The sequence below is a fragment of the Cryobacterium sp. PH31-AA6 genome (genome assembly GCF_030063195.1).
GTDB lineage: Bacteria > Actinomycetota > Actinomycetes > Actinomycetales > Microbacteriaceae > Cryobacterium.
This window is the reverse complement of the sequence record NZ_JASISS010000010.1, coordinates 80,050-106,628: the sequence shown is the minus strand read 5'-3', so window position 1 is coordinate 106,628 and position 26,579 is coordinate 80,050. Positions and strand designations below refer to the sequence as shown.

Genomic DNA, 26,579 nt, shown 5'->3' with positions numbered 1-26,579 from the left:
GGCCGGAGGCGCAGTGCGCCTCCGGCCAGCGGCCTCGTTCGGTTTCGTGCTGTTACTGATCGGCCTTGGCGTGCGCCCCGGCCGGAGCGCCAGCGTCAGCGCCCGCGTCCGCCTCGGCGGTCATGCCGGCGTGGGCATCCGCGTGCGCGCTGCCCGTGGAGCGGGAGTGGGCGCCCGCGTGGGTGCCGCCGCGCGCCTGGATTCGCTCGGCGATCTTCTGGACGTCGCTACCATAGTCGCCGTCGACGGCGACCTTCAGGATCACCTGGGCTGCGGCATCCTGCTCGGACTCCGGCGTGTTCTTCAACTCCGTCAGGGCGGACTGCAGATCGGCCGGGAGCTTCGAGAACAGCCCGGGGTTGTCGACGACACCGAGGGCCAGCTTCGTCACCGAGGGGGCGGCGGTTGCGCCCGGTCCGGCATCATCACCGAGCACGACGTGCAGCGCGGCGGCAAGCGGATGCTTCGGGTCCTTCTGCACGGCGGTCACGATCTGGGTGACCTGCTCGCCGTAGCCGCCGGCGAGCGCGGTGGTCCGGATGGTCTCAACGGCGGTGGCCCGGTCGGTTTCCGACGCGTCCTTGAGGGTGGTCAGGTCGGCCTGCAGGTTGGCCGGCAGGCTCGCGTAGAGGTCGGCGTTGTCGACGAGTGTGGCCGCGACCCTCTGCGCCTTGTCGTTCAGATCCTGTCCCCGGGCGAGGTCGCCGCGGAGTTCCTTCTGGACCGTGGCGAGGAATGCGACGCCTGAGGCGGCCTCGGCGGATGCGTCGGCACTGGCCGTGTGCTCGGGTGCGGCGGTGAGCGGGGCGGCGCTTGCGCCCTGCACGCCGGCACCGAGAAGGGCTCCGGCAGCCAGCACGGAGGCGGCGCCGATGGTGAGGCGCTTGGAGCGGGACGCACGGGGCGTCTGGAAGATCTTGTTCTCGTTCACGGTGGTTCCTTTCGATTGCGGCGGCCGTCCCGGCGAAAAGCCCGAGCCGACAGCACGTCGTCACCGGGTGAGCTTAGGCAGCCGGAATGTGCCGCCGGTCACTGCAGGCTGGGAAACCCCACCACCGGGGCACATCGCCACCCGGCGCGTCGAAACGGCAGCGGCGTCACTGGGCCCGGCGGCGGTCGTCCGGAATGGCCTCTCACCGGGGAATACGCTCACCAGCGCAGCCGGATCGATCGGGTGGCGGTCCGGCCGGACCGTCCATCGCGCGGGCACGGAGATTACGCTCCGCGCGGACACGGCCTCGACGCGTCAGCGCGGATCGACCACCGGAACGGTCTCCGGAACGCCCGTCTCGGCGAGCAAGACCACATTCTGCGCCTGGATGCGGACGTACTCCGCGAGGGTGTGGGCGGAGAGGAACCCGACGTGCGGCGTGACGATCGTGCGCTCGTGCGTGATCAGCGGATGGTCGGCGGGAGCCGGCTCGGTGTCGAGAACGTCCAGTCCCGCCGCCGTGATCTGTCCGCGATCCAGCGCCAGGGCGAGGGCGGGTGAATCGATCAGCTGGCCGCGGCTGACATTGATCAGATAGCTGCCCGGCTTCATCCGGGCGATCGACTCGGCGTTGATGATCCGGTGCGTCTCGCCCGTCAGCGGCAGGTGCAGTGAGAGCACATCGGCGGAGGCGAGCACCTCGTCGAAGCCCGCCAGGCGCACGCCGAGCGATTCCAGGCGCGCGGCAGCCTCCGGGTTCTGCGCGAGGTACGGGTCGTAGCCGACGATCTCGCCGAAGAGGGGCGACGCGAACTCGGCCAGCTTCGCGCCGATGCGGCCCAGGCCCATCAGGCCGAGCGTCTTCTCGCTGAGGCGGGGCGGGGTCACGTCCGGTCGTGCGTTCCAGTCCTGGCCGACGACTCGCTCGAAGAACGGAAGGTCGCGGACCGTCGCGAGGATGAGTCCGAGCGCATGAGTGGCAACCTCTTCGGTCGCGACACCGGGCAGGTTGGTCACCCAGACGCCGGCGGCGCGGGCCGCGTCGAGGTCAATGTGGTCGAATCCCATCGAGATGAGCGAGATGATCCGCAGCTCAGGCAGCCCGGCGATCACCCAATCCGGAATCGGCGCGTAGCCGACCAACAGAGCCTGGGCGCCTCGCGACTCGGCCAGGATCCGCTCCGGGTCGAGCGTTTCAAGGAATCGAACCTCGAAGCCGTGGCGTTCGAGAAGACGGATGCCCGGGGTCGGGTCGATGTCCTCGTTGTCGGTGTAGATCGCCAGCGGCTTCGCCATCTACAGCACCTTCGACAGGAACGTCTGGGTGCGCCGGTGCTGCGGGTTCGTGAGTACGTCCCGCGGGGCGCCCTGCTCGACGACGACGCCGCTGTCCATGAAGACGAGGTGGTCGCCGACCTCGCGGGCAAAAGCGATCTCATGGGTGACGACGATCATGGTCATGCCGCTGTCGGCCAGGTCACGCATGACATCGAGTACCTCGCCGACGAGTTCCGGGTCCAGGGCGCTCGTCGGCTCATCGAAGAGCATGAGTTTGGGTTTCATGGCCAGGGCGCGGGCGATCGCGACGCGCTGCTGCTGGCCGCCGGAGAGCTGCGACGGGTATTTCTGAGCCTGGTCCGCGAGGCCGACGCGTTCCAGGAGCCGCATGGCGTGCTCCTTGACCTCCGCCTTCGGCAGGCGCCGCACATCCATCGGCGCCAGCATCACGTTCTGCAGCGCGGTCATGTGGGCGAAGAGGTTGAAGCGCTGGAACACCATGCCGATGTCGCGTCGTTGGTCCGCGACCTCGTTCTCGTTCCGCTCATAGAGCTTGCCCGCTCGCTCGCGGTACCCGACGAGCTGGCCGTCAACCGACAGCCGGCCCGCGTCGATGCGCTCGAGGTGGTTGATGCAGCGCAGGAAGGTGGATTTTCCCGAGCCAGAGGGGCCGAGCAGGCAGAAGACCTGGCCGGTTCGAACCTCCAGGTCGATGCCCTTGAGCACCTCGACGTGGCCGAACGACTTGTGCACGTTTTCTGCTGTCACCATGGGAGTGCTCATGAGCCGGCTCCACCTTTCCTGTCGACGTCGGGTCGGTCGGCCGGCTCGCGCACCGGAGAGGTGACCCGGCCCGGCTTGAGATTGCGCAGGATTCGCCGGCGGCGAGGCGCTATCCCGGCGACCCCACGGGCGAACCGCTTCTCCAGCCGCATCTGGATCAGTGTGGAGACCGTCGTCAGCGCGAGGTACCAGATGCTGGCGACGATGAGCAGTTCGAAGATGTAGAAGTTGCGGGATGAGATGACCTGCGCCCGGTTCAACAGATCCGGCGCCGCGATCACCGTGACCAGCGAGGTCATCTTCAGCATGGTGATGAGCTCGTTGCCCATCGGCGGAATGATGACCCGCATGGCCTGGGGCAGCACGATCTTGAACATGGTCGACCGGCGGCGCATCCCCAGCGCGCTGGCGGCTTCGCTCTGGCCGTGGTCGACCGAGAGGATGCCACCGCGAACGATCTCGGCCATGTAGGCGCCCTCGTTGAGGCCGAGACCCAGCAGGGCCGCCACGAAGGCGGTGATCACCGTGTTCGTGTCGAGACCGAATTCTCCGAATCCGAGCCGGGGGAAGAACAGGGCGAGGTTGAACCAGAGCAGCAGCTGCACGAGCACCGGGGTGCCGCGGAAGGCCCAGATGTAGCCGCCGGCAACCGAATTCAGCACCCGGTTCGGGGACAGGCGCATGACCGCCACGGTGACGCCCAGGGCCACACCGATGATCATCGAGAGCACGGTCAGCGAGATGGTGACCCACAGCCCGCTCAGGATGGTCGGACCGAAGAGGTTCGCCGCAATGACCGACCAGTCCAGGTTCTCATTCGTTGCGACGGCGTAGATGAAAGCAACCAGCGCGGCGAGCACGATGACGCCCGAGATCTGCTGTCCCCAATGTCGAACCGGGATGGCGCGAATCGGAGTCTTCGCGTCAGTGGACGCCGGCTGGCCGCTCATTACAGGGTGCCGCCGTTGACCGTGACGTCGGTGACCGCACCGGAGCCCAGCTCGTGCTTGTCGAGGATCGACTGGTACCGGCCGTCTTCGATCAGCTTCTCAACGGTTGCCTTGACCGCGTCCCGGAGGTCGGTGTCGTCCTTGCCGAACATCGGGCCCATGACCACCGGCAGGAGCGGCTGGTCATTGCCGATCTCGAACTTGCCGCTGCCGCCGTCGGCCGCCGCGTTGTAGCGGGCGACAGCATCCTGGGAGAAGGAGGCGTCGGCGCGTCCACTGAGCACCTGCAACATGGCGTCGGCGTCGGTGGCGAGAGCCGTCACGGTGATGGGGTCAGCGGTGCACTCTGCGGTGTTGAACCTCTCCAGCAGGCTGACCTGGGTGGAGGCTTCCAGCGCGGCGACCTTGAGCCCGCAGAGATCCTCGACGGTCTTGACGTTCTTCGGGTTGCCGGCCGGCACCACGATGCCCTGGCCGGTGAGGAAGTAGTCGACGAAGTCGTATTTGGCCTGGCGCGCCTTGGTGTCGGTCATCGCGGCGACGACGACGTCGATGCGGTTGGCGTCGAGGGCAGGGAGCAGGCCGTCGAAGGCCATGTTCGTGATGTCGACCTTGAGGCCGAGCTCATCACCGATGGCCTGGAAGAGAGCCATGTCCAGGCCGACGATCGTGGTGTTGTCGGCATCCAGGTACTCGAACGGCGGGTAGAAGGCCTCGGTACCGATCTTGAGCACGCCCGCCTCCTTGATATCCGCGGGGAGCATCGCACGGAGGGTGGAGTCCGCCGACGCGGAGGCGTCAGTGCCGGCCGCCGTGGAATCTCCGGCCGAGCAGCCGGCCAGCACGAGAGCGGAAACCGCAAGGGTCACCCCAAGAACAATTACCTTTCGCGTACCGCGCATATTCATAGACAGCATGGCTCCTCCTTGAGCGTGAAATCGGGACATCGCTTTGCGTGATGGTCAGACGATCATTGCATGAATGTAGAACATTCTGACGTTCTCGCCAATAATTGTCCTACGATGGAGCAATGTTGACGACAATGATGACTGACGCGGCCCCGACCACCCTCCACCACAACGGCGGGGCGGCGGTCGCTGAGACCCTGCAGGCGCACGGCGTCGACACGATCTTCGGCATTCCCGGCACCCACAACCTCGAAATCTACCGGCACCTCGTGCGCCTGGGCATCAGGCCGGTCACCCATCGCCACGAGCAGGGGGCCGGCTACGCGGCGGACGGCTACAGCCAGGTCGCCGGCAAGCCGGGCGTCGTCATCACCACCAGCGGGCCCGGCACCCTGAACGCCATGGTGGCCGCCGGAACCTCGTACGCGGAGTCCCGTCCGGTGCTCATCATCTCGTCCGGCCTCCCCGCCGGCACCGAACACCTCGACGGCGGCGAGCTCCACGACACGAAGGACACCCTCGCGGCCATGGCGAGCATGACCGAGTGGAGCACCCGGGCGAACACGCCGCGGGAGGCAACCGAGGCGATCGCCCACGCCTTCGAGGTCATGGGCACGGGGCGTCCGCGGCCGGTCTACGTGGAGATCCCGTGCGATGTGCTCGGTCAGGACTGGGACGGCGAAATCGCGCGGGCCGGCACCATCGCCACGCCGGCCCTGGACGACGCGGTCGTGCGGCAGGCGGCCATGCTGCTCGCCGGTGCCGACCGCCCCGCGCTCATCGTCGGCGGCGGCGCACGCGGGGCCGACGATCAGGTGCGCCGGTTGGCCGAGCGACTCTCGGCTCCCGTGATCTCGACCTGCAACGGCAAGGGCGTGCTGGCGGAGGATCACGCCCTGTCGCTGGGTGCGGGCATCCGTCTGCGGAGCGCCCAGGATTGGCTGAATACCAGCGACGCACTGCTGGTGATCGGAAGCGAACTCGGGGACTCCGACCTCTGGGAGGGAAAGATCACCTCGCCCAACGTCATCCGCATCGACATCGCGGCGAGCCAGCTGACCCTGAACGCCCCGGCGCGGGTCGCCATCCATGCCGATGCGGCCGAAGCGCTCGCCGCGATTCAGGCGGTCCTTGACCGGGAGGATGTCGTCGCCGAGGCCGCCGCGGCCTCGATCGCCGAGCTGGCCGAGCTCAAGGCCGCGCTCGCGGCCGAGGCCCGTTCCGAGGGCGAGGCCTGGTTCGACCTCAACCACGAACTCCGCACGGCGCTACCCGCCGACACGATCATCACGGGCGATTCCTCGCAGGTGACCTACTTCGGAACCGTGCACTTCTTCCCGGTTCCCTCGAAGAATTCGTTCCTCTACATGCCCCGGGTGGCCACCCTCGGTTATGCCCTCCCCGCGGCGATCGGCGCGAAGGTCGCCAAGCCCGATGCGCCGGTCGTCGCTCTCCTCGGCGACGGAGCGCTCATGTTCTCCATCCAGGAGCTGATCACGGCGGTCGAGCAGGGCCTGTCGATCGTTGTCGTTGTCGCGAACAACGGCGGCTACCGCGAAATCCGCGACCAGCAGGCGGCACGCGGCATCGCCCCGGTGGGCGTGGACCTGCACGTGCCCGACCTGGTGGCCCTGGCGAACGCGATCGGGGCGATCGGCGAGCGAGCCGCCAACGCGCGGGATGCCGCGGACCGTGCCCGCGCGGCCCTCGGGCGCCCGGGTCCCACCGTGATCACCCTCGACTTCCCCTAGCCTCGCGCGGTGTTCTTCCCGGGCGCGGCAGCTCCGGGAAGAACGGCTGGGCGGCTAGCCTTCGACGGCGTCGAGCCGGGCGCGGAGTCGACGAATGGTTTCGTCGATGTGCTCCTGCACGAAGCGCGCGGCGCCCGCCCGGTCCTCACTGGCGATCGCCTCGTAGATGCGACGGTGCTCGTCGAGGAAGGTTTCATCCTCCGCATAGTCCAGACGGGAGGCGGCGAGGGCGTTGAGAAAGAAGGAGAGCTCCACCGCGAGCTGGGCGTAGAACGCGTCGATGCGTTCGCTGCGGAAACTGCGAACCGTGGCGGCGTGGAAGGCGAGGTCCTTCGCCACGATCTCGCGGTCGTCGCCGCCCTCTGCCGCACGTTCCAGATCGTCGAGCGCCGACTTGATCCCGGCGGTGATCTCCGCGTCGGCGGGGAGGGAGACGGCGCCCACCTCGAGTCCCCGACGAGCGTCGTAGAGGTTGATCAGCGCATCCTTCGTCGGCTCGGCGACGATCGACCCGTGGTGCATCTCGTGGCGGATGAGTCGGCTCTGGCCGAGCAGCAAGACGGCTTCACGCACGGTATTGCGAGAGACCCCGAGAGTGGTGGCGATCGCGTTTTCCCGCAGGGGAGTGCCGGGCTTCAGGTCGCCGTTCAGGATCAGCGTCGTGATGTGGTCTCGCACGTGTTCCGCGGTACTGACCCGCTGAACGGACATCTTCGTCAAACCCTTCATGGGCGTCATTCTATTGCCCACATTGTTGTACGTTCCAACATCGGGACTTCCTGGTCAGCCGCTGTCCGCGTCAGTGCGGCTCGAATTCCGGAACCGGGCACGGCTGGCCGCCGACCAGATTGAGGCAGGACCCGAACAGCGCGGGGTAGCCGTCCGTCTGAGACGGGCCGAACCAGTTGTTGTAGAAGAGCCAGAAGTTCAGATTGCCGTGGGTCGAGCATCCGTCGCCGTCGGAGCCCGGATTTGCCAGGGCCGCCCGGTTGGGCTGGTACGGCGTGTAGTTATAGAGGTTGGCCGTGGCCTGATTTCGAATGCGCACCGGGGTCGCCCCGCAGGAGGCGTCCGGGTTGTAGCCCACCTCGACGACGCCCACCTTGTAGGCGCGCTCGGGTTCCTGGGTGTACTGGCGGAACTGCCAGGCCGCCCGATAGACCTGGTTGAAGAAGCCGAAGTATTCCGTGTCGCAGTCGGCCGTGTCGGGGCAGCCGTACCCGGTCGCGCGCAGGTAGCCGGAGGCGCTCGGCCGGGTCAGCAGGGACTGCTCCTTCTGCAGGAGCACGAGCAGCACGCGCGGGCTGATGGTGCACGCCTTCGCGACCTTGGCGATGATGCGGCTGGCGCGCTCGTCGGCGGCCGGTCGGTAGGCCGTGCAGTGACCGTCGCCCTGGGCGGGCTCGGCCGTTGTGGCCTCCCTGAACTCCCACAGGCACGGCGCGTCGCGCTGGGCGACGCAGTCGCGATGCTCCAGGAAGGACTGGATGTCGGCCTCGGTCATGGCGTCGGGGTTGAAGAAGTTGTAGTCGCTGATGATGGCGCCGGGGTCGAAGTCCGCGGGCGAGGCCTTCGTCTCGATCGGCTTGACGGAGCCGCCGAGTGCGAGGCCGGTGCCGATAACGACAACGACCACGGCGACTGCGGTCACCAGTGTGATGAGTGTGCGGCGCGGCGTGCCCGGGTGCGTCATGGGCATGACCCTATCGGGGCAGAGCGGGAGAGCGCTGGGAGGGAGATCGGGATGGCCCGGCCGGTCACTCCGTGTGCAGGCGATTCCCGATCGCGAACCAGGCGATGGCGCCGAACAGGGGTGCGCAGACCACGGCCAGCACCCAATTCGTGCGGGCGACCGCTCGGAGGTGGACCGCCCCGGCGATCTGCACCAGCGCGCCGACGATCAGGCCGCCGGCGCCCACCACGGCCAGGCCCGCCAGCGACAGGGCCGCCCACTCGATCAAGCTTGAGTCGAATTCCACGTGCGGCCCCGCTAACCCTCGATACCCCCGGTGATGCCGTCGACGTATCGAGGGCGCCGTTTGGCGACGCCACGATTTTCCCCCGCGAAGGCATCCTGTCCCCAAACCATACCAGTTAGTATTCTTTTAAGTGGGAATCGCACCAATTCCTTGTCGACCGGAGGATGGGCATGTCGAAGCAGCAGCGTGGGATCGAAACGCGCGCGGCAATCGTGCGCGGCGCGGCGGAGACATTCCGCCGAAGCGGCTATGGAAGCACGTCGCTCGATGACGTGTCGGCGGCGGCGGGCGTGACCAAGGGCGCGCTCTATTTTCACTTCGATTCCAAGGAGGCGATCGCTCTCGCCGTCATCGCAGCCCAGCACGAGGCCTCGATCGCCCTCGGCCACCGAATGCTGGATGCCTCGATCCCCGGGCTGGAAGCCCTGATCACCATGTGCTTCGAGCTGGCCGGTCAGTTGAGATCCAATCCGGTCGTCGCGGCCGGCATTCGCCTGACCATGGAGTCCTCCCTGTTCTCCGTGCCGATCGACGGACCGTACCGGGATTGGATGACCGTCTGCGAGGAACTCCTCGGACGCGCGATGGTCGAGGGCGACGTCGTGGACGGCACGGATGTCGCGGCGGCGGCCCATTTCATCAGCCCGGCCTTCACCGGGGTGCAGCTCGTCTCGGAGGTGCTCACGGGGCGGGACGACCTGGACCAGCGGGTCGAAGAGATGTGGGCGCTGATCCTTCCGGCCCTGGTCGCGCCGGACCGGCGCGAACTGCTGCTCGGCCTGCCCGCGAGAATGCGGAGTGCGCGCGGCTAATCGGTGGCGGCGGTGCCGCCGGGTACCCGGCGGGTCCTGCCGGCGGCCGTGCCGCGGTCGCGCCACCAGGTCAGGAGCCTGGTCAGGATGCGCCTGAGGAACGCGCTCACCCTGTGGGCTGCCGGGAACTCCGTGCCGAGGACCGCGATCCCGAGGAAGACGATCAGCCAGCCGGGGCCCGGCAGGGGAACGAGGATGAGGCCGACGCCGACGATTCCGGCCCCGAGCAGGCCGACCAGGACGCGGTAGACCCAGCGCACCTTGGGATGAAGCTCGACCCAGGCCCGACTGCGCCTGAGCATGTGTCGGATCGGGTGTCCGGGGTCGCTTCCGCTGTCGATCTCCTCCGGAATGCTCACGCCCATGCCCCGAGGATAGGACCGATCGCTGAGAATGCGCTGCGGGCTGCGGATCTGTTCCCGCCAGTCCGACGCGAGCGACTCCGGGGGTACTGTGTGGGGCAGCCGGGCCTGGTCGGCCCGGCCGGCGGCGGCCCGGCGGGCGGCCACCGTTCCCGTCCGTCGTTGCACCAGAGGAAGGAGAGCTCATCATGGCAGGACCTGCAAAACGCGAACGTTCCGAGGTGTCGGATTCCCTTCGCCGGTTCTTTGACGGCGACTGGGACGTGCCGGCTATTCGGGTGGAGGTCTTCACGGATGGCAACACTCTCGTCGTCAAGGCGGAGCTGCCCGGCATCGATCCGGACAAGGACGTCGACATCTCGGTGAGCGACGGGATGCTGCATATTCGGGCGGAGCGGGAGGAGACGAGCGAACAGAAGGAGAAGGTTGGGTACCGCTCGGAATTCCGCTACGGCACGCTCTCCCGGGACCTCACCCTGCCTCCGGGTAGCGTCGGCGACGACGTGACGGCCAGCTATCGGGACGGGGTTCTCGAGGTGCGGGTTCCCCTGCCCGCCGTTGCCGCCAAGCGGGCGAAGATCCCGATCAGACGGGACTGATTCTCGCCGCGGCCCACCGGCCGTTGACGGGCCGCCTCCCGAACGTGCCGCGTTCGGGGGGTGAATGTGGGCGATTTCTCTTGACACTCGCAAGCTTAACCGGTTTAGTTGAGAACACTGAACCGGTTCAGTGCTCGAACCAGGAGACAAAAAAATGACGTACACCGCCGTTCGCTCACCATTCATCCTCCAGACCGTCGCCCTCACGGCCGCCGTGTCGATGCTTCTCCTCGGAGCGGGCACGGCCGCCGCGGCCGCGTCGCCACCGACATCCCTCGCCCATGGAGGGACCGCCGCCTCGGCGCCCCTGACCAATCTGGGCCACCTCAATTTCCTCCTCGATACCGTGCCGCTGACGGCCGTCGAGGGCCACACGACCTATGACATCGATGTCACGCCGACCGCCCAGGCCCCGTGGACCTACGCGGACAAGAAGGCCGACGGCAGCTACGGCCGGGTCGGCGGCGGATCGCTCGATCCGGCCACGGGCCACTGGAGCCAGGGAGCGTACAACGCCGACGACATCGCCCGCACGGCGGTTGTCTACCTGCGCCACTGGCAGCAGACCGGGGACACCGCCAGCCGGGAACACGCCGTGCAGACCCTCCGCGCGCTGACCTACCTGCAGACCTCCACCGGCCCCAACTCGGGCAATGTCGTGCTCTGGCAGCAGGCCGACGGCACGCTCACGCCGAGCGCAACGCCCAAGGAACTGCCGGACCCGAGCGACTCCGCCGAGTCGTATTGGGTTGCCCGCACGGTCTGGGCCCTCGGCGAGGGCTACGCCGCCTTCGCGGACGCCGACCCGCAGTTCGCCGCGTTCCTCCAGGACCGCCTGCACCTCTCCCTCGACGCGCTCGCACGGCAGTCGCTGGCCAGGTTCGGCCAGTTCGACGTGGCCGACGGTGTGCAGGTGCCCGCCTGGCTGATCGCGGGCGGCGCGGATGCCTCGGCCGAGGCCGCGCTCGGGCTCGCCGCCTACGTCACGGCTGCCCCCGCCGACACCGCGGCACGTACCAGCCTCACCCAGCTGGCCGAGGGCGTCGCGGCGATGTCGTCCGGATCGGTCAGCGAATGGCCCTTCGGCGCGATCATGCCGTGGAACAAATCGCAGACCCTGTGGCACGCCTGGGGCGGGATGGCCCCGGCCGCCGTCGCGACGGCGGCAACCACGCTTGACCGGGCCGACCTGCTCGGCGCGGCCGTGAAGGATTCCGCCCAGTTCACTGCCCAGCTGCTCGCCGCCGGCGGACCGGACAACGCGTGGAGCCCGACCCCCGGTGAGGCTCAGATCGCCTATGGCGTCGACTCGCGGGTGCAGGGTCTGGTCGCCACGGCCAAGGCAGCGAACGCCCCCGGGCTGATCGACCTCGCCGCCGTCACCGCCGGCTGGTTCTTCGGTGCCAACCGCAGCGGCCTGCCCGCGTACAACCCGGCCACCGGCACCGCGATTGACGGAATCGAACACGATGGCCGGGTGAACCCCAATTCCGGGGCCGAGTCGACCATCCATGCCCTGCTCACGATGCTGACTCTGGACGCGAACCCCGCGCTCAAGGCCAAGGCGCTCGGCATCAATGAGACGATCGGCACCAACGGGCTGAGCGTCGTCGAGGCGGAGGCCGGCACGATCACGGGAACCGGCGCCGTCGTCACGCCCGCATCCGCCTGGACAGGCGAGGCCAATCTCTCCGGCGGGGCCTACGTCGCCCTCGCGGCGGGAGACACGCTGAGCATTCCCGTTCCGGCCGCCGACCAGGCGCGCAACGTGTATCCGATCGTCAACCAGACCGAGGCGCCGTCCGGCAACACGGCCTGGTCCGCCGGCCGGACGAAGCTGGGCAGCACCGCCAACGGCGGCGCGGGCGCGCAGGGAATCACGGATGCGCCGGGTCGGCTCTTCCCGCTCTCGCTGAAGCGCTCCCTGCCTGCTGATGCCACCGCCGTCGTCGGCGCCTCCGACGGACCGTCCGCCGTGGACGCACTGCTGATCCAGCCGCTCGTCTCGACCATCTCGGTGACCGGACCGGCCGGGGAGAGCACCGTGTATGTCAGTGCGGCCCAGAAGGCGAGCGTGCGATCCGTGGACGTGCCGCGCGGCTTCCGGCTGCAGCAGCAGGCGTTCGATGCGACCGGCAAGCCGGTGGCCGGTGGAGACGGCACCACGAGCACGGCGTCGTCGGTCCTGGTTGCTGCCGGTGGATTCACCGTGGCGAAGCTGGTGCGCAAGTAGGCGATAACCGCCGCGCAGCACGACGCCCGCCGTTCCCCACCTGAGCGGCGGGCGTCGTGCTGTCCGCGGGCAGCCGCGTGGGGGGAAGGCCTAGACGCGGTCCGGCACCCGCTCGGCGGTGACGGTCGACCGGGGCGCCGCGCCGGGGAAGAGGCGGGGGCGCAGCCACAGGGCCAGGTAGACGAGAGCGACCAGCGCCGGAACCTCGATCAGCGGGCCGACAATCCCGGCGAGGGCCTGGCCACTCGACGCGCCGAAGGTGCCGATGGCCACGGCGATCGCCAGCTCGAAGTTGTTGCCCGAGGCGGTGAAGGCGAGGGTCGTCGTGCGCGGATAGCTCAGACCGACCAGCTTGCCCAGCAGGAATCCGGTCAGGAACGTCACCGCGAAGTACACCAGCAGGGGCAGGGCGATGCGTGCGACGTCCATCGGGCGGGCGATGACCTGGCTGCCCTGGAGGGCGAAGAGGAGCACGATCGTGAACAACAGCCCGTAGAGGGCGAACGGGCCGACCCTGGGCAGGAACCGCTCTTCGTACCACGCGCGCCCACGGGTGGCCTCGCCGACCCGGCGGGACAGGTAGCCGGCCAGCAGCGGAATGCCGAGGAAGACCAGCACGCTGCCCGTGATCGCCCAGACCGAGAACTCCGCGCTGGTGGTGGACAGGCCGAGCCAGCTGGGGAGGACCTGCAGGTAGAACCAGCCGAGGGCGCCGAAGGCGACGACCTGGAAGACGGAATTGACGGCAACGAGGAAGGCCGCCGCCTCCCGGTCGCCGCAGGCCAGTTCGTTCCAGATCAGCACCATGGCGATGCAGCGGGCGAGGCCGACGATGATCAGGCCGGTGCGGTACTCGGGCAGGTCGGGCAGGAAGATCCAGGCCAGGGCGAACATCAGGGCCGGACCGACGAGCCAGTTCATCACCAGCGACGAGATGAGGAGCCGCCTGTCTCCGGCGACGGCGCGGGCATCCGAATAGCGCACCTTGGCGAGCACCGGGTACATCATGACCAGCAACCCGACGGCGATCGGAACGCTGACCGACCCGATCGTGAAGGCGCCGAGGGCCTCGCCGACGCCGGGCGTGTAGACCGCCATCAGCAGGCCGAGGCCCATCGCCGCGAGGATCCAGACCGGCAGGAACCGGTCGGTGAAGCCCAGCCGTGCCGGTGAAGTTGCCTGGGGCGTGGGGGAAGACATGAGGCTCCGTCGTTCGAGCCACACCGGATCGAGTGACGCGCTATGGAGTCTGGCGAATGCATCGATGGATGTCAATTTATGGGGGATACTGTCAACATGTCGTTCCTCGAGACCCAGCCCGCACCGACCGGGGCCCCCGGCCGCGCCTCGACCAAAGAGACGGATGCCGCCTGCTGCGCCCCGGCGACGCGCGACGCGATCGGAGCGGACGCCGCCGAGGGGCTGGCGAGGTCGCTCAAGGCCCTCGCCGACCCCGCGCGGTTGCGCCTGGTCTCGATGGTGGCCGCCCACGCCGACGCCGAGGCCTGCGTCTGCGACCTGACCGAGCCGCTCGGGCTCAGCCAGCCGACCGTGTCGCACCACCTCAAGGTGCTCGTCGAGGCCGGACTGCTCACGCGTGACAAACGCGGCACCTGGGCGTACTACCGTCTCGTGCCGGGGGCACTCGAATCGCTCGCGGCGCGAATCACCGCGGTCTGACGTCGCTCGTCTGACCGTCGCCGATTGACCGCCGACGATTTGACCGCTGACGGCTGACCGCCCCTGACGAGTTCGGGGCGGAGTTTGGCGGCACCGTGATGGCATTCACAGGATCACGAGGTATCCTCAAGTCTTGCGCGCCTGACCCGATGCCGATCCAGGTGTGCCCCAGGACACTTCCCGACGCGGGAGCGTCGTTCCCTTGGGCCAGCTCCATGCCGTGAACGCATCCCCGTCTGCTGAGGTCTCCGCTCCCCGACCCTAGACGAGAGATGCCACGATGCCCCACAACATTTCCCCTGCGCCTTGCCTGAACACGCCGACCGAGAGTGCCTATGCGGACGCGTAGGCCTGGCGCTTTCGCCTTCCTCGCGATGGTGTTCGCGGCCCTGCTCACGACGGTGCTCGCCATCCCGGCCCAGGCCGTCGAACGGGAAACCGTGACCGGGCCGGCGGTCAACGCCGCGGCGTCGGAGGCCGACCCGGTGCAGAGCCTGACTGCCGGCAACGTGATCGTGGCGGCGATCGCGCGCGACGGCTACTCCGTCGAGCAGGCGCCGGTCGCCGTGGCGAGCACCGCAGCCTCGACCGGACCGGCCGTGCAATGGCCGTTCCCGACGGCGGTGCGGCTCTCCGACCGCTTCGGTCCGCGGGACTCCCCGTGCGCCGGCTGCTCGTCGTTCCACAAGGGGCTCGACCTGTTGCCGGGGGAGGGAACCCCCGTTCATGCGATAGCCGACGGCGTTGTGCGCGAGGTGTCGGCCTACGACGACGGCGGCCTGGGCGTGCACGTCGTACTCGACCACACTATCGACGGACAGCTCGTCAGCAGCGTCTACGCGCACTTCCAGGCGGGCTCGCTCGCCGTGGCCGTCGGGCAAGCCGTGTCCGTCGGCGACCAACTCGGCGCCGTGGGCAACACCGGGCAGAGCACCGGGCCGCACCTGCACTTCGAGATCCTCCTCGACGGGGTCACCCCCACCGATCCGTTCGCCTGGCTGACCGAGCGAGCCGGACCGCAGTAAACCCGCCATGACCGGCGGGGCGTACGCGATCAGGTGGAGGGAATCGGAACCTCGGCGTGCAGGTACGCGGGTGCTCGGTTCGCTCGCCGGGCAGTGAGTCGCGCTCTGACCGCACTCGCAACGGCCGAAACAGACTCCCGTTGGTACGATCAGCGTGCCCGGCGACCGCCCGCGTCAGGACTTGACCAGGCGCGAAATCGCGTCGGATGCCTCGCGCATCCTGGCATCCGCCTGATCGCCGCCGACGATCGCGGCCTGCAGTAGGCAATGGTTCAGATGCTCGTCGAGCAGCCCCAGGGCCACCGACTGGAGCGCGCTGGTCATCGCCGAAATCTGGGTGAGGATGTCGATGCAGTATTTCTCCTCGGCCACCATGGCCTGCAAGCCTCGGGCCTGCCCCTCGATTCGGCGCAGTCGCGTGAGGTAATTGTCCTTGTTGGACAGGTACCCGCGGCCACCGTCCTGAGCCGTGACTGTGGTGGCGGTTGCTGTGGTCATGTTTGCTTCCCCAATGGTTCGGCGCGAGTCATGCTTGTCGCATGTCACTCAATATATACCCCCGGGTGGTATCTGCGCCCGGAACGGAGTATGATTCTTTCATACCCCCGGGGGGTACTTTTAATTCCCGGGGACCGTAACCGATTGGGAGAGAAGTGAAGAGCATGAGCGCTACGAACAGGGTCGTCGGCAGCTATGGGGTATCGGGGATGACCTGCGGGCACTGCGTCGGCAGCGTCACCGCGGAAGTGGGTCGGCTGGCGGGCGTGGAGAGCGTCTCCGTCGATGTGGTTCCCGGTGGCGTGTCCACGGTCACCGTGGAGAGTGCCGTGCCGCTCGACCGCACGGCAGTGGCTGCGGCAGTCGACGAGGCAGGGTACGAGCTGCTCGCTGAAACACGATGAGTGGCCAGCAGATCGATCTCGTCGTCAGTGGCATGACCTGCGCCTCCTGCGCCACGAGGATCGAGAAAAAGCTCAATCGGATGCCCGGGGTCGAGGCCTCCGTCAACTTCGCCACCGAGAAGGCCCGCGTCCTGATGCCGGAGGGCACGACGGTGGCGGATGCGATCGCCACGATCGAGGCGACCGGCTACTCGGCCAAGCTTCCTCGGGTGGTTGAACAGGAGGAGACGAGCGCGGACGAGGCCGAAGCGCCGGATCCTGAGCTTCAGAGCCTGCGGAGCAGGCTGATCATCTCGACGGTCCTGGCCGTGCCCGTGATTCTCCTGTCGGCGATTCCGCTGCTGCAGTTCGCGAATTGGCAGTGGCTCGCCCTGATGCTCGCCGCACCGATCGCGGTGTGGGGCGCCTGGCTATTTCATCGCGCGGCGTGGATCAACATCCGCCACGGCGCGACGACGATGGACACATTGATCAGCGTCGGCGTGATCGCAGCATTCGGCTGGTCGCTCTACGCGCTGTTTTTCGGAACCGCGGGCGTCGCCGGATACACGATGGCGTTTGAGTTCACGGCCAAACCACAGGGCGGCGGTGCGGACATTTATCTCGAGGTCGTCTCCGCGGTCACCGTGTTCCTGCTTGCCGGCCGATACTTCGAAGCCAAGGCAAAGAGAAGCTCCGGCGCAGCATTGAAGGCGCTGCTCGAGTTGGGGGCGAAGGAAGCCACCGTCGTGCGCGACGGCGAGGAGATTCTGATTCCGACCGCGTCGCTCGAACTGGGCGACCTGATCATCGTGCGTCCGGGCGAGAAGATCGCAACCGACGGTGTGGTCGTCGAGGGCAACTCCGCAGTGGATGCCAGCATGCTCACCGGTGAGGCCGTGCCCGTTGAAGTGGGACCCGGCGACGCCGTCGTCGGTGCGACGCTCAACGCCGGCGGCCGACTCGTGGTTCGAGCTACCCGGATCGGCGCCGATACCGAACTCGCCCAGATCGGGCGACTGGTCGAACAGGCGCAAACCGGCAAGGCCGACGTTCAGCGCCTGGCCGACAGAGTGTCCTCGGTGTTCGTACCGATCGTGTTTGCACTGGCCATCGGCACGCTCGTCGTGTGGTTGCTGCTCGGCGTCGGACCGGAACTGGCCTTCACGGCCGCCGTCGCGACACTGATCATCGCCTGCCCGTGCGCGCTGGGACTGGCGACACCGACTGCTCTGCTCGTGGGAACCGGTCGTGGAGCTCAACTCGGCATCCTGATCAAGGGGCCGCAGGTTCTCGAGTCGACCAGGCGAGTCGACACCATCGTGCTGGACAAGACCGGAACCGTGACCACCGGACGGATGTCGCTCGCTGCGGTCATCCCCGCAACCGGCGTCGACGAGGAAGAACTCCTCCGGCTGACCGGGTCAGCGGAAGACGGGTCCGAACACCCGATCGCCGCGGCGATTGTGGCGGGGGCGAAGGCCCGTGTCAGCGCGCTTCCGGCAGCGGAGTCGTTCACCTCGGAGCAGGGATTCGGCGTGCAGGCGCTTGTCGAAGGCCACCTGGTCCTGGTCGGACGTCCGCGCTGGCTCGCCGAACAGTGGAACATCGAGCTCTCCGCCGAACTCCGGACGGCTCTGAACGCGTCCGAGGCGCAGGGGCGGACTACGGTCGCCGTCGCGTGGGATGGACAGGCCCGCGGCATCCTCGCCGTTTCCGATGTGGTCAAGCCGACCAGCAGGGCGGCGGTCGCCGAATTCCTTCGCCTCGGCCTGCGACCGATCCTGCTGACCGGTGACAACGAGATCGTGGCTCAAGCGGTCGGCGCGGAGGTCGGAATCACGGAAGTGATCTCCGGGGTGCTCCCCGCCGAGAAGGCGGACGTCATTCTCGCGCTCCAAAAAGAGGGACGCGTTGTCGCGATGGTCGGAGACGGTGTCAACGACGCCGTGGCGCTTGCGAGCGCGGATCTGGGCATCGCGATGGGAACCGGCACGGATGTCGCCATCGAGGCCGGTGACCTGACTCTGGTCAGAGCCGACTTGATCGCGGCAGCGGATGCGATCCGGCTGTCCCGACGCACGCTCACGACGATCAAGGCGAATCTATTCTGGGCGTTTGCCTATAACATCGCCGCGATCCCGCTGGCGATGTTGGGACTGCTCAATCCGTTGATTGCGGGAGGCGCAATGGCGTTCTCTTCGGTCTTCGTGGTGAGTAATAGCCTCCGGCTGCGGGGATTCCGTGGGCTGAAGGTAGACACCACCCTGGTGGGCTCCGGAAGTGCAGGGGCTCTCGCACTCGACCGCGGATCGGATGCACGACGCGCTCACAGCTAGGCCCATGGAAGTTCGATACTCTATGGGGGTATGTCCGGCTCTGGGCCTGCACCAGTCGTCGTAGTGGAGGTGGCATGGCACGGAACAACGCTGCGGCCATACCCCGCTCCGGCGGCCGTGCCGTCCCGGTGATCCTTGCCGTCCTGGCCGGGGTGGCAATGCTCGTCGCCCTGCTGGCGATGCACGCAACGAGCGACACCCTCCCCGCAGTGACCGGAGTCTCATCCGGGTCTTCCGAACCGTCCTCCGGGTCGGCCCGGTTTGTTTCGCCTGTGCCGCCGGCCGGCACCGGCATGATCATCGAGGCGGCAGTGGTTAGCCTCCCCGTGGCCGTCGCCGCGGCGCGAACGTTTTCGATGCCGACGGGCTCCACCGGCACCGTGCCGGACTGCGTCCTGGTCGGGGTGATCTGCGCAGTCCTACTCACCGTCGCCGCGTTGATCGGATTCGGACCACGCGTGCTGAGGCACCACCTGGTGCGTAACATCAGTGTCCTCGTACGCCGGTCTGTGTCTCCGCCTTTGCACATCTACCGGCCGAGCCTGACCGTCCTCTCCATAAGCCGCACGTAGACGGCGGTGCCTGCGCCGAGTGGCGCAGTCCTGCCCAGGATCGAGCCACGGCCCCTGCCATTCGACCCGAGCCCGCTCCCATCCGAGACGCTCAGCTCACCGGAGACGCACCTCTTAGTCGCCGCAGTGACCTTCGCCGCGCTTCTGGCCGCGAATGGTCTCCGTGGACGCGATCATTCACGACACCCCTGATTTCCTCACTGGCTTCCGGATTCCGGGGCCGCCGCCACCTCACCCAGGAAAGCATGCACTTCCTATGAACGTCTTCACCGGCATCTCCAGCCCCGACATCAGCTTCGTCGATCTCGGGCCCTTTCGACTCCATTTTTATGCACTGTTCATTCTCACCGGCATCGTTCTCGCCGTCATCCTCACGTCACGCCGGCTCAGTCGCCGTGGCGGGGAGCCCGGAATCGTCCTGGACATCACCATCTGGGCGGTTCCATTCGGAATCGTCGGTGGCCGTTTTTACCATGTGATCACGCACCCGAACGACTACTTCTTCCCGGGCGCGGACCTGTTCAAGACCCTCTACGTCTGGGAAGGCGGGCTGGCGATCTTCGGCGCCATCGTCTTCGGAAGCCTCGGCGCGTACATCGCCTGCCACCGGGCTGGACTGCGTTTCTTCTCGTTCGCCGACGCCCTGGCACCGGGGATGCTGCTCGCACAGGTGTTCGGCCGTATCGGCAACTACTTCAACCAGGAACTATTCGGCACGCCGACCACCTTGCCGTGGGGTCTGCAGATCGACCCGTCGAGGCCGGCCTTCCCTGCCGGGCTCCCGGCCGACACGCTCTTCCACCCTTTGTTCCTGTACGAGATGATTTGGAACCTCGTCGGCATCGCGGTCATCCTGCTCGCCGACCGACGGTTCGACCTGCGTTGGGGCAAGGCGCTGGGCCTCTACCTCATCGTCTACGGCACGGGCCGGACCTGGTTCGAGTCCTTCCGCCTCGACCCCACCGAATTCGAGCTCCTCGGGGTCAAAATCAACATGGTCATCGCGGCTGTCATCGCGGTCATCGGCCTGGTCCTGATCATCGTCCAATCGCGGCGGCACCCCGAACCCGAGGTCAGTCCCTACTTTCCCGGCCGCGAGTGGTCCGAGCAACCGCCCCCCGTCGACACCGCCCACGCACACCACAAATAGGTCCGAGAACGGAGAACAAGATGGCACAACTCAGACGCAGAACAGCACAGGCAGGGGCGCTGCCGGCACCAAGTGCGGAGGACGAGGCGCGCCGAAACTACCGCCGCAAACGGAGGTTCGTGCGAGCGGGCCAGGCGATCATGCTCGTAGGCGCCCTTATGGCCGTCGTGCATTGGCTGACCCACATCGAAGCGTTCGGACCCGAGCAGCCGGCCGTCTGGCTTGACCTTGTCGCAGGGTATCCGATGGCGGCAATCCTGCTCATCGTGGGTGCCAGTACGGCCGGACGAAAGTAATGAGGAACCCATGAACCACTCCCTGACCCGACGGTCCTTTCTCGGCGTCTCGCTCGCAACCGCCACCACGGCGGCACTGGCGGCCTGCAGCGGCCCGCCACCGTCATCCGGTTCCGTTGTCCGGATCCTGCCGACCGATCCGCTGGTCGCCACGTTTGAGGCGAAACGCGCTGCGAGCGGCCGCACCATCAGCCAGCAGCTGACCGCCGGGATGGTCGGGGCAACCCTCGCCGGGACGGCCGTTTCGACCTGGGGCTACAACGACGCCCTCAACGGCCCGCTCATCCGCGCTCAGGTGGGCGACCTCCTCGACGTCCCCCTGACCAACGGCCTCGCGGAGGCGACGTCGGTGCACTGGCATGGCCTGGCGCTGCGCAACGATGCCGACGGCGTCCCGGGTGTCACCCAGAAGCCAGTGCTGGCCGGGGCAGACTATAGCTACCAGTTCCGGCTCAACCGGCCGGGAACGTACTGGTATCACTCCCATGTCGACACGCAACGGGAACGCGCCCTCTACGGCGCCCTCGTCGTCGATGATCCGAAGGAGCCGCTGGCCTATGACCAGGAGTGGGTGATCGTGTTGGACGACTGGCTCGACGGCATCACCGGAACCCCCGAAGACGTCCTCAGTGAGCTCTCGATGGGGATGGGGATGGCCGGGATGGACATGTCCTCCGGCATGAAATACGCTCTCACGGGCTCCAACAGCGACTATCTCGGTGGTGACGCCGGAGACGTGAAGATTCCCGTGCACCTGTTCAACGGTAAAGCCGCGCAGGAAGCCGAGGTGATTCAGGCCAGCCCGGGCAGCCGCGTCCGCCTGCGCATCATCAACGCGGCCGGAGACACCGCCTATCGGGTAGGCGTGCCGGGGCAAAAGATCACGCTCACGCATTCGGACGGGTTCCCGGTTCGGCAGCAGGAAGTCGACGCGGTTGTGCTCGGCATGGGCGAGCGCATCGATGCCCTTCTCACTGTGAAGGAGGGGTACACACCTGTCCTGGCCCTCGCGGAGGGCAAAGAAGGCGGCGCCCACGGTGTCATCAGCACCAGCGGGGTAGGGTCGGCCCCGGCGGCGGCAGATCTGCCCACGGTCCTCGCGGGCACGGTCATGGACGGGGGGCGGCTGAAGGCCGACGACTCGGTTCTCTTGGACAAGAAGTCTCCGGACCGCACCCACACGATGCGACTGACCGGGTCGATGGAGAAGTACGAGTGGGGCATCAACGGGCGGAGCTTCGACCCCGACAAACCGTTCGAGGGTGCCTTCGACATTTCGCTGAAGGATCGCGTGCGGGTCAAGTTCGTGAATGAGACCACGATGTGGCACCCCATGCACGTGCACGGGCATACCTTCCAGGTTTCCGGCGGCGGGGCGAGAAAGGACACCGTCATCGTCCGTCCCAAGGAAACGGTGACAGTCGAATTCGACGCCGACAACCCTGGACAGTGGATCGCGCACTGCCACAATGCGTACCACGCCGCCCGCGGCATGATGGGACTCTTCTCCTACGTGCGCTGATCTTCCAGGCTGCAATCGGCACGAACGTCACCCACCCGGCCACCCAGGTCGTCGGGTGGGTGACGTCGGAGTTCAGCCCGGGCGCGACCGGACCGCACGAGTCCCGGCAGGATCAGGACGATCATGGACGCGACCACCAGGCCCATACCCGCCAGGCCCCAGGTCGTCTGCTTTTCTCCGAGGACGAACGCCGAGAGCAGGATACCGAAGACCGGAACGAGGAACGTCCACGCCGTCAGGTCGTCGAGCCGGCAGTTCTGGGCCTCGGTGAACCAACCGAGAAATGCCGCGGCGGTCCCCACCAAGGATAAATAGAGCAGCACGGCGATGAACTTCGCACTCCAGTTGATCACGGGCGGGCCGTCGAACAGCCAGGCTGCCAAGGCGAGGATCGCGCCGCCGACGATGAATTGCCAGGCGATGAACGGGAGAATGTCCGACCGCACCTGCCGCGAGATGAGAGTCCCCGCCGTGATCGCGACAGCCGCAGTGATGGAGAGCCACGCTCCTGTCCCGCCGCCGCCCGGCACGGCCACGGCGAGCAGGCCCGTGAAACCGATCGCCATCGGGATGAAGGTGCGAACTGAGATGGCTTCCCGATAGAACCACCAGGCCGGCAGCAGGATCAGCAGCGGCTCGGCACTTGCCAGGACCGAGGCGGCCCCCGTGGACAACCCGACGACGCCGCCGAACATGGCCGCGAAGGCGAATGCCACATTGACGACGCCCATCACGCCGATCAGAAGCCAGGTTCGCGGGGCGCGGGGAACCGCCGCGCCGCGAATCCCGGCGACCGCCAGGAGGGCACCTCCTGCGATCAGCGCCCTCAAGGCGGCGAACCACAGGAGGGGCGCATCGGCCAATCCGATGTTGATCGCGACGAAGCAGGAACCCCACGCGAAGGTTATCCACAGCATCCGGAACGGTTTTGGCTGCCGAAGCCGTGTTTGAGATATGGGCGTGGACACAGTCCCTCCCCTGCCAGACGTGTCCCGGTCTACCTGACGTCGCCGGAGGGTTTCGTGCCCTGGGCGTGGCCGCTCGCGGACCCACCCCCGTGGCTGTGGCCCTTATGCATGAAGAGGTGCATCACCAACATGAGAACAATTCCGGCGTAGGGCAGGGCGACGAGAACGTGCGGCCAGTGTTCGGTGACCAGGTAGAAGGCCAACCAGGTGACGGCCAGGCCGACGGCGATCCAAGCGTAGAGTTTCGTGCGATCGGGACCGGATGCGGGCTCGTCCTTGGAGGGGGCGGTGGCGTGCTCGTCGTGGTTCATGAGTGGACTCGCGTGGTGTCGAGGAGGTTCGTGCGCATTGATTTGATGTCCTTCTGTTTGGGTTGGTCTGCAGAGAGCGATCGTGCCGTGGAATCGGTGCCCGACTCCAGAGGGAATTCCGCGCTTTCTCCGCCGGTGAGCACCACGAACCGGCCGTTCACGCCGACGTGCACGGGAGGGGCGCTGCACAGGTGCAGCTGTAGCTGCAGGCTGTCCTGGGTCACGGAAATATCGATCCGCTGGTCGCGGTACACCACCTGGAAGGCGAGACCGTTCAGGCGCGGCGGCAGACGGGGGCTGAACGTGAGCGAATCCACATCGGTGTGCAATCCGGCGAATGCGCGCACCGCCAGGTCGGTGGTCCCGGCCATCGCGCCGATATGGATTCCCTGCCGGGTGGTTCCGCCTTGGGTGTCATCGAGATCGGCGACCAGAGCCTCACGGAAGGCCGCCCAGGCCCGCGCCGGATCGATTCGGGAGAGGACAGCGGCCTCGACCACCCGGCTGAGGGTTGAGCCGTGGGCGGTGCGGGACAGGTAGTACTCGACCGTGCGCCGCAGGTCCGCCTCGGTGGTCGGGTAGCCGAGCCGGCCCAGCCGTGCCAGGGTTGCGTCGGACCCCAGCAGATAGAGAAGCATCAGCACATCGGCCTGCTTGGCCAGCTTGTACCGGTTGGTCGTATCGCCTTCGGCCTCCAGAATGAGGTCGAGGCGGCCGATCTTGCCGTACGTCGCCCGATATCGGGCCCAGTCCAACTCCACCAGATCGGCGTAGCCGTCGAACTGGCTGAGGACGCCGTCCGGATGGAACGGGACGGCGAGGCGCCGGCTGAGGTGCTCCCACCGGGACACCTCTTCCGGACGGATGTGCAGCCGCTCGGCCAGGTCGTCACAGGAATGACCGGCCAGGGCGGTCAGGGCGTCAATGGCCCGTTCGCACACCCAGGAGACGAGGACGTTCGTGTACGCGTTGTCGCGGACCCCCTGACCCGGTGCGTCAGGGTAGCCGTCGTGGTACTCATCAGGACCCATCACTCCCGAAATGTGGAACCGGTCCGAGTCGGGATCATAGTCGGCCAGCGAGGAGAACAGTCTGGCCACCTCGACGATGATCTCGGCCCCGCGCACCGCCAGCCAGTTCCGATCGCCGGTCATCTCGAAATGCTGCCAGGCGTTGTACGCGACGGCCAGGCCGACGTGCCGCTGGCGGCGTGAGTTGTCGGACATCCAACGGGCGGAACGAGCGTTGAAGAGTTGTCGGGGAGTCTCTTCCCTGCCGTCGCTGCCGCTCTGCCAGGGGAAGAGAGCGCCCTCCCAGCCGGCGTCCCTGGCCGCATCCCGTGCCGTGTCGAGGCGGCGCCAGCGGTATTCGAGCAGAGCGGCGCTCACGTCGGGCCTGCGCAGCCCGATCACCGGAAGGACGAATAGCTCATCCCAGAAGACGTGACCTCGGTAACCCTCGCCGTGCAGACCCCGGGCAGGCACGCCGGCGTCGAGAGCCGCGGTGTGCGGCGAGAGCGCCTGCAGCAGGTGGAACATGTGCAGGTTGAGAATCAGCTGACTGTGCCGGTCGGCGTCGATCGTGACCGCAAACCTGTCCCAGAGACGGTCCCAGGCGGCACGGTGGGCGTCCAGGAGGCTGTTGACGCCGTTCCCGCTACGCGCCAGCTCGGCAAGCGCACCCAAATCCGGCGATGCCGTGGCCGGATCCCTGGACGTGAACGTGGCGGTCGTCTTGGACACGGTGACCGGCCGGCCGTCGTGTAGCTGAACATCGAACTGGCGACTGTAACGGCCTCCCGTGATGCTCGTGGTCTGGTCGCTGACAGTGGCGTCTTCGGTGACGGTGGTGCGGACGGCGACGGCGATGCGCAGGTGGCTGTGCAGGGTCTCGACGGAGCACAGGACCGTGTCGGCGTCCGTGTCTGCGAAACTCGGAACGGACAGGTGCTGCCCGCTGGTGGCGTCGTAGCCGGGGACGTTGGTATTCGAGACCGCCCCGTCGACCCCGGCGCGCACACTGATCTGACCGCTCCAGCCCTCCGGAGTGAACGTCGTGTCGAGGGCGGCGAGGTGCGGGCTGGCCATGGACACGAGACGTCGTTGCACCACCGTCAACCTCTGCCCGCCGGGCCCGGTCAGCGTGGCGTGGCGGGTCAGCAGGCCGTGGCGCAGGTCGAGTTCGTGCCGTTCCGTGCCGGGATCCGCCTGGTCGGCCGACCACCACCGCCCTCCGCCGATGCGCAGGTCGAGCGGCAACCAATTGGGAACGTTGACGAGGTGTTCCTCCTCCATTCGGCTGCCGTGTTCGGTGCGCACCATCCGGTTGTAGATACCGGCCAGGTAGGTCCCCGGGTAATGGATGCCGTCGGCGCAGCGTTCGGGCCGGGCGCCGCGGGTGACCTGGTAACCGTTGCCGAGGGCCGTCAGCGTTTCGCGGTGCCCCTCGTGGCTGGGATCGAAGCCGTCGTAGACGAGCAGCCAGGGGTCGGTGCGAGAGGCACCCAGGTCCAGCTCGCTGACGTCCCCGAGCACGAGGTCGGCTCCCGCGGCCTCAAGCTGCTCCCGGTGGCCGTTGCGGTCGATCCCGACCACCAGGCCGAACCCGCCACGCCGCCCTGCCTCGACACCGGCCAGCGCGTCCTCCACGATGGCCGTCCGTTTCGGAGACACCCCGAGATGCCGAGCCGCCTCAAGGAACATGGCCGGGTCGGGTTTGCCCGCCAGAGCCAGCTCCCGAACCGTGCTGCCGTCAATGACGACATCGAACAGAGAGTCCAGTTGTGCGTTCGCCAGGATCAGACGGGCGTTCATGCTCGCCGTCACCAGGCCGACGGGCACCCGGCCGGCCCGCAGCCGGTGCAGCAGAGCGGTCGTGCCCGGGTACGTCCGGAACCCGTCTCTGGTCAGTGCGGCCAGGAAGATCTCGTTCTTTCTGGCCGCCAGGCCGTGGACAGTCCACGTTGACGGGGGGTCCCCCGCCAGACCCGCAGGCATCTCGAGGCCGCGCGAGGCCAGGAAGGTGACGATGCCGTCTTCCCTGGCCCGCCCGTCAATATAGCGGCGGTAGTCCGCATCCGGGTCGAAGGGAGGTTGACCCTCGTTGCCGGTCAACCGAGGGTCCGACAGGACCGAATCGAAGAGCACCTGCCAGGCCGCGGCATCCACGGAGGCGGTGTCGGTGACGACCCCATCCATATCGAAGAGGACCGCATCGAACGGGTTGCCGAATCGATCGCCGTCGGTCATT

The 26,579-nt window shown here is 67.5% G+C and carries 26 protein-coding genes; 12 read left to right on the top strand and 14 right to left on the bottom strand.

Features of this window, described 5'->3' with window-relative positions; all coding sequences use genetic code 11:
• Positions 1 to 52: 52 nt before the first annotated feature.
• The 5 genes from QMG61_RS09385 to QMG61_RS09365 form a co-directional block, all read right to left on the bottom strand.
• Entirely contained in the window at positions 53 to 931 is an 879-nt protein-coding gene (locus tag QMG61_RS09385; protein ID WP_283494080.1) for a hypothetical protein, read from the bottom strand.
• Between the two features lie 315 nt (positions 932 to 1,246).
• Positions 1,247 to 2,227: a C-terminal binding protein gene (locus QMG61_RS09380; protein WP_283494079.1), complete on the bottom strand. Its 981-nt coding sequence runs from the start codon at positions 2,225 to 2,227 to the stop codon at positions 1,247 to 1,249.
• Positions 2,228 to 2,992, bottom strand: coding sequence for an amino acid ABC transporter ATP-binding protein (locus QMG61_RS09375; protein ID WP_283494078.1), 765 nt, complete (start codon positions 2,990 to 2,992; stop codon positions 2,228 to 2,230).
• Positions 2,989 to 3,942 carry an amino acid ABC transporter permease gene (locus tag QMG61_RS09370; RefSeq protein WP_283494077.1) on the bottom strand — a complete coding sequence of 318 codons (954 nt, stop codon included), beginning with the start codon at positions 3,940 to 3,942 and terminating at the stop codon, positions 2,989 to 2,991. The genes QMG61_RS09375 and QMG61_RS09370 overlap by 4 nt, the downstream gene beginning before the upstream one ends.
• The gene (locus tag QMG61_RS09365; protein ID WP_283494076.1) at positions 3,942 to 4,811 is read right to left on the bottom strand and encodes an ABC transporter substrate-binding protein; all 870 of its coding nucleotides are present in this window, start codon (positions 4,809 to 4,811) and stop codon (positions 3,942 to 3,944) included. Before QMG61_RS09365 ends, QMG61_RS09370 begins: the two co-directional genes overlap by 1 nt.
• A gap of 161 nt (positions 4,812 to 4,972) precedes the next feature.
• Between QMG61_RS09365 and QMG61_RS09360 the strand changes: the two genes are divergently transcribed.
• Positions 4,973 to 6,601: a thiamine pyrophosphate-binding protein gene (locus tag QMG61_RS09360; RefSeq protein ID WP_283494075.1), complete on the top strand. Its 1,629-nt coding sequence runs from the start codon at positions 4,973 to 4,975 to the stop codon at positions 6,599 to 6,601.
• A gap of 54 nt (positions 6,602 to 6,655) precedes the next feature.
• On the opposite strand, the gene QMG61_RS09355 is transcribed toward QMG61_RS09360, so the two are convergent.
• From QMG61_RS09355 to QMG61_RS09345, 3 genes are all read right to left on the bottom strand, one after another.
• Positions 6,656 to 7,330: a GntR family transcriptional regulator gene (locus tag QMG61_RS09355; RefSeq protein ID WP_283494074.1), complete on the bottom strand. Its 675-nt coding sequence runs from the start codon at positions 7,328 to 7,330 to the stop codon at positions 6,656 to 6,658.
• A gap of 70 nt (positions 7,331 to 7,400) precedes the next feature.
• The gene (locus QMG61_RS09350; protein WP_283494073.1) at positions 7,401 to 8,294 is read right to left on the bottom strand and encodes a LasA N-terminal domain-containing protein; all 894 of its coding nucleotides are present in this window, start codon (positions 8,292 to 8,294) and stop codon (positions 7,401 to 7,403) included.
• Positions 8,295 to 8,358: 64 nt separating this feature from the next.
• Entirely contained in the window at positions 8,359 to 8,580 is a 222-nt protein-coding gene (locus tag QMG61_RS09345; RefSeq protein ID WP_283494072.1) for a PLDc N-terminal domain-containing protein, read from the bottom strand.
• Between the two features lie 170 nt (positions 8,581 to 8,750).
• Here QMG61_RS09345 and QMG61_RS09340 point away from each other — a divergent pair, with 170 nt between their 5' ends.
• On the top strand, positions 8,751 to 9,392 hold the full coding sequence (locus tag QMG61_RS09340; RefSeq protein WP_283494071.1) for a ScbR family autoregulator-binding transcription factor: 642 nt from the start codon (positions 8,751 to 8,753) through the stop codon (positions 9,390 to 9,392).
• Here QMG61_RS09340 and QMG61_RS09335 read toward each other — a convergent pair.
• Positions 9,389 to 9,922 carry a TIGR02611 family protein gene (locus QMG61_RS09335; protein ID WP_283494070.1) on the bottom strand — a complete coding sequence of 178 codons (534 nt, stop codon included), beginning with the start codon at positions 9,920 to 9,922 and terminating at the stop codon, positions 9,389 to 9,391. The genes QMG61_RS09340 and QMG61_RS09335 overlap by 4 nt on opposite strands.
• Before the next feature lie 20 nt (positions 9,923 to 9,942).
• Here QMG61_RS09335 and QMG61_RS09330 point away from each other — a divergent pair, with 20 nt between their 5' ends.
• On the top strand, positions 9,943 to 10,353 hold the full coding sequence (locus QMG61_RS09330; RefSeq protein WP_283494069.1) for an Hsp20/alpha crystallin family protein: 411 nt from the start codon (positions 9,943 to 9,945) through the stop codon (positions 10,351 to 10,353).
• 154 nt (positions 10,354 to 10,507) lie between these two features.
• A complete protein-coding gene (locus QMG61_RS09325) occupies positions 10,508 to 12,586 on the top strand; it encodes a hypothetical protein (protein ID WP_283494068.1) in 2,079 nt (692 codons plus the stop codon).
• A gap of 90 nt (positions 12,587 to 12,676) precedes the next feature.
• On the opposite strand, the gene arsB is transcribed toward QMG61_RS09325, so the two are convergent.
• Positions 12,677 to 13,786 (bottom strand): ACR3 family arsenite efflux transporter, encoded by a 1,110-nt coding sequence (gene arsB, locus QMG61_RS09320; protein WP_283494067.1) that lies wholly within the window; start codon positions 13,784 to 13,786, stop codon positions 12,677 to 12,679.
• Between the two features lie 96 nt (positions 13,787 to 13,882).
• Between arsB and QMG61_RS09315 the strand changes: the two genes are divergently transcribed.
• Together QMG61_RS09315 and QMG61_RS09310 are read left to right on the top strand one after the other, a co-directional pair.
• A complete protein-coding gene (locus tag QMG61_RS09315) occupies positions 13,883 to 14,266 on the top strand; it encodes an ArsR/SmtB family transcription factor (RefSeq protein ID WP_283494066.1) in 384 nt (127 codons plus the stop codon).
• Positions 14,267 to 14,601: 335 nt separating this feature from the next.
• Entirely contained in the window at positions 14,602 to 15,291 is a 690-nt protein-coding gene (locus QMG61_RS09310) for a M23 family metallopeptidase (RefSeq protein WP_283494065.1), read from the top strand.
• Between the two features lie 174 nt (positions 15,292 to 15,465).
• On the opposite strand, the gene QMG61_RS09305 is transcribed toward QMG61_RS09310, so the two are convergent.
• Entirely contained in the window at positions 15,466 to 15,789 is a 324-nt protein-coding gene (locus QMG61_RS09305) for a metal-sensitive transcriptional regulator (protein WP_283494064.1), read from the bottom strand.
• A gap of 164 nt (positions 15,790 to 15,953) precedes the next feature.
• Here QMG61_RS09305 and QMG61_RS09300 point away from each other — a divergent pair, with 164 nt between their 5' ends.
• The 6 genes from QMG61_RS09300 (at position 15,954) to QMG61_RS09275 (ending at position 22,051) form a co-directional block, all read left to right on the top strand.
• Positions 15,954 to 16,193 carry a heavy-metal-associated domain-containing protein gene (locus tag QMG61_RS09300; protein WP_283494063.1) on the top strand — a complete coding sequence of 80 codons (240 nt, stop codon included), beginning with the start codon at positions 15,954 to 15,956 and terminating at the stop codon, positions 16,191 to 16,193.
• Positions 16,190 to 18,511 carry a heavy metal translocating P-type ATPase gene (locus QMG61_RS09295; protein ID WP_283494062.1) on the top strand — a complete coding sequence of 774 codons (2,322 nt, stop codon included), beginning with the start codon at positions 16,190 to 16,192 and terminating at the stop codon, positions 18,509 to 18,511. The genes QMG61_RS09300 and QMG61_RS09295 overlap by 4 nt, the downstream gene beginning before the upstream one ends.
• Before the next feature lie 74 nt (positions 18,512 to 18,585).
• A complete protein-coding gene (locus tag QMG61_RS09290; RefSeq protein ID WP_283494061.1) occupies positions 18,586 to 19,083 on the top strand; it encodes a hypothetical protein in 498 nt (165 codons plus the stop codon).
• Positions 19,084 to 19,339: 256 nt separating this feature from the next.
• Positions 19,340 to 20,233: a prolipoprotein diacylglyceryl transferase gene (gene lgt, locus QMG61_RS09285; RefSeq protein ID WP_283494060.1), complete on the top strand. Its 894-nt coding sequence runs from the start codon at positions 19,340 to 19,342 to the stop codon at positions 20,231 to 20,233.
• Between the two features lie 20 nt (positions 20,234 to 20,253).
• Positions 20,254 to 20,529 carry a hypothetical protein gene (locus tag QMG61_RS09280; protein ID WP_283494059.1) on the top strand — a complete coding sequence of 92 codons (276 nt, stop codon included), beginning with the start codon at positions 20,254 to 20,256 and terminating at the stop codon, positions 20,527 to 20,529.
• Between the two features lie 10 nt (positions 20,530 to 20,539).
• Complete coding sequence (locus tag QMG61_RS09275; protein WP_283494058.1) at positions 20,540 to 22,051, top strand: multicopper oxidase family protein; 1,512 nt, start codon at positions 20,540 to 20,542, stop codon at positions 22,049 to 22,051.
• Here QMG61_RS09275 and QMG61_RS09270 read toward each other — a convergent pair.
• From QMG61_RS09270 to QMG61_RS09260, 3 genes are all read right to left on the bottom strand, one after another.
• Positions 22,039 to 22,968 (bottom strand): DMT family transporter, encoded by a 930-nt coding sequence (locus tag QMG61_RS09270; RefSeq protein WP_283494057.1) that lies wholly within the window; start codon positions 22,966 to 22,968, stop codon positions 22,039 to 22,041. The two genes, QMG61_RS09275 and QMG61_RS09270, sit on opposite strands and share 13 nt — an antisense overlap.
• 80 nt (positions 22,969 to 23,048) lie before the next feature.
• A complete protein-coding gene (locus tag QMG61_RS09265; RefSeq protein ID WP_283494056.1) occupies positions 23,049 to 23,330 on the bottom strand; it encodes a DUF2933 domain-containing protein in 282 nt (93 codons plus the stop codon).
• Complete coding sequence (locus QMG61_RS09260; protein WP_283494055.1) at positions 23,327 to 26,578, bottom strand: beta-phosphoglucomutase family hydrolase; 3,252 nt, start codon at positions 26,576 to 26,578, stop codon at positions 23,327 to 23,329. The genes QMG61_RS09265 and QMG61_RS09260 overlap by 4 nt, the downstream gene beginning before the upstream one ends.
• Position 26,579 lies beyond the last annotated feature (1 nt).

Bases quoted from the DNA above. Each gene is read 5' to 3' on its own strand.
- QMG61_RS09325 (WP_283494068.1), top strand. From the start codon at position 10,508: ATGACGTACACCGCCGTTCGCTCACCATTCATCCTCCAGACCGTCGCC.
- QMG61_RS09315 (WP_283494066.1), top strand. From the start codon at position 13,883: ATGTCGTTCCTCGAGACCCAGCCCGCACCGACCGGGGCCCCCGGCCGC.
- QMG61_RS09260 (WP_283494055.1), bottom strand. From the start codon at position 26,578: ATGACCGACGGCGATCGATTCGGCAACCCGTTCGATGCGGTCCTCTTC.
- QMG61_RS09330 (WP_283494069.1), top strand. From the start codon at position 9,943: ATGGCAGGACCTGCAAAACGCGAACGTTCCGAGGTGTCGGATTCCCTT.
- QMG61_RS09350 (WP_283494073.1), bottom strand. From the start codon at position 8,294: ATGACGCACCCGGGCACGCCGCGCCGCACACTCATCACACTGGTGACC.
- QMG61_RS09355 (WP_283494074.1), bottom strand. From the start codon at position 7,330: ATGAAGGGTTTGACGAAGATGTCCGTTCAGCGGGTCAGTACCGCGGAA.
- QMG61_RS09270 (WP_283494057.1), bottom strand. From the start codon at position 22,968: ATGCTGTGGATAACCTTCGCGTGGGGTTCCTGCTTCGTCGCGATCAAC.
- QMG61_RS09375 (WP_283494078.1), bottom strand. From the start codon at position 2,992: ATGAGCACTCCCATGGTGACAGCAGAAAACGTGCACAAGTCGTTCGGC.
- lgt (WP_283494060.1), top strand. From the start codon at position 19,340: ATGAACGTCTTCACCGGCATCTCCAGCCCCGACATCAGCTTCGTCGAT.
- QMG61_RS09275 (WP_283494058.1), top strand. From the start codon at position 20,540: ATGAACCACTCCCTGACCCGACGGTCCTTTCTCGGCGTCTCGCTCGCA.
- QMG61_RS09265 (WP_283494056.1), bottom strand. From the start codon at position 23,330: ATGAACCACGACGAGCACGCCACCGCCCCCTCCAAGGACGAGCCCGCA.
- QMG61_RS09380 (WP_283494079.1), bottom strand. From the start codon at position 2,227: ATGGCGAAGCCGCTGGCGATCTACACCGACAACGAGGACATCGACCCG.
- QMG61_RS09340 (WP_283494071.1), top strand. From the start codon at position 8,751: ATGTCGAAGCAGCAGCGTGGGATCGAAACGCGCGCGGCAATCGTGCGC.
- QMG61_RS09290 (WP_283494061.1), top strand. From the start codon at position 18,586: ATGGCACGGAACAACGCTGCGGCCATACCCCGCTCCGGCGGCCGTGCC.
- QMG61_RS09370 (WP_283494077.1), bottom strand. From the start codon at position 3,942: ATGAGCGGCCAGCCGGCGTCCACTGACGCGAAGACTCCGATTCGCGCC.
- QMG61_RS09360 (WP_283494075.1), top strand. From the start codon at position 4,973: ATGTTGACGACAATGATGACTGACGCGGCCCCGACCACCCTCCACCAC.
- arsB (WP_283494067.1), bottom strand. From the start codon at position 13,786: ATGTCTTCCCCCACGCCCCAGGCAACTTCACCGGCACGGCTGGGCTTC.
- QMG61_RS09280 (WP_283494059.1), top strand. From the start codon at position 20,254: ATGGCACAACTCAGACGCAGAACAGCACAGGCAGGGGCGCTGCCGGCA.
- QMG61_RS09295 (WP_283494062.1), top strand. From the start codon at position 16,190: ATGAGTGGCCAGCAGATCGATCTCGTCGTCAGTGGCATGACCTGCGCC.
- QMG61_RS09305 (WP_283494064.1), bottom strand. From the start codon at position 15,789: ATGACCACAGCAACCGCCACCACAGTCACGGCTCAGGACGGTGGCCGC.
- QMG61_RS09300 (WP_283494063.1), top strand. From the start codon at position 15,954: ATGAGCGCTACGAACAGGGTCGTCGGCAGCTATGGGGTATCGGGGATG.
- QMG61_RS09310 (WP_283494065.1), top strand. From the start codon at position 14,602: ATGCGGACGCGTAGGCCTGGCGCTTTCGCCTTCCTCGCGATGGTGTTC.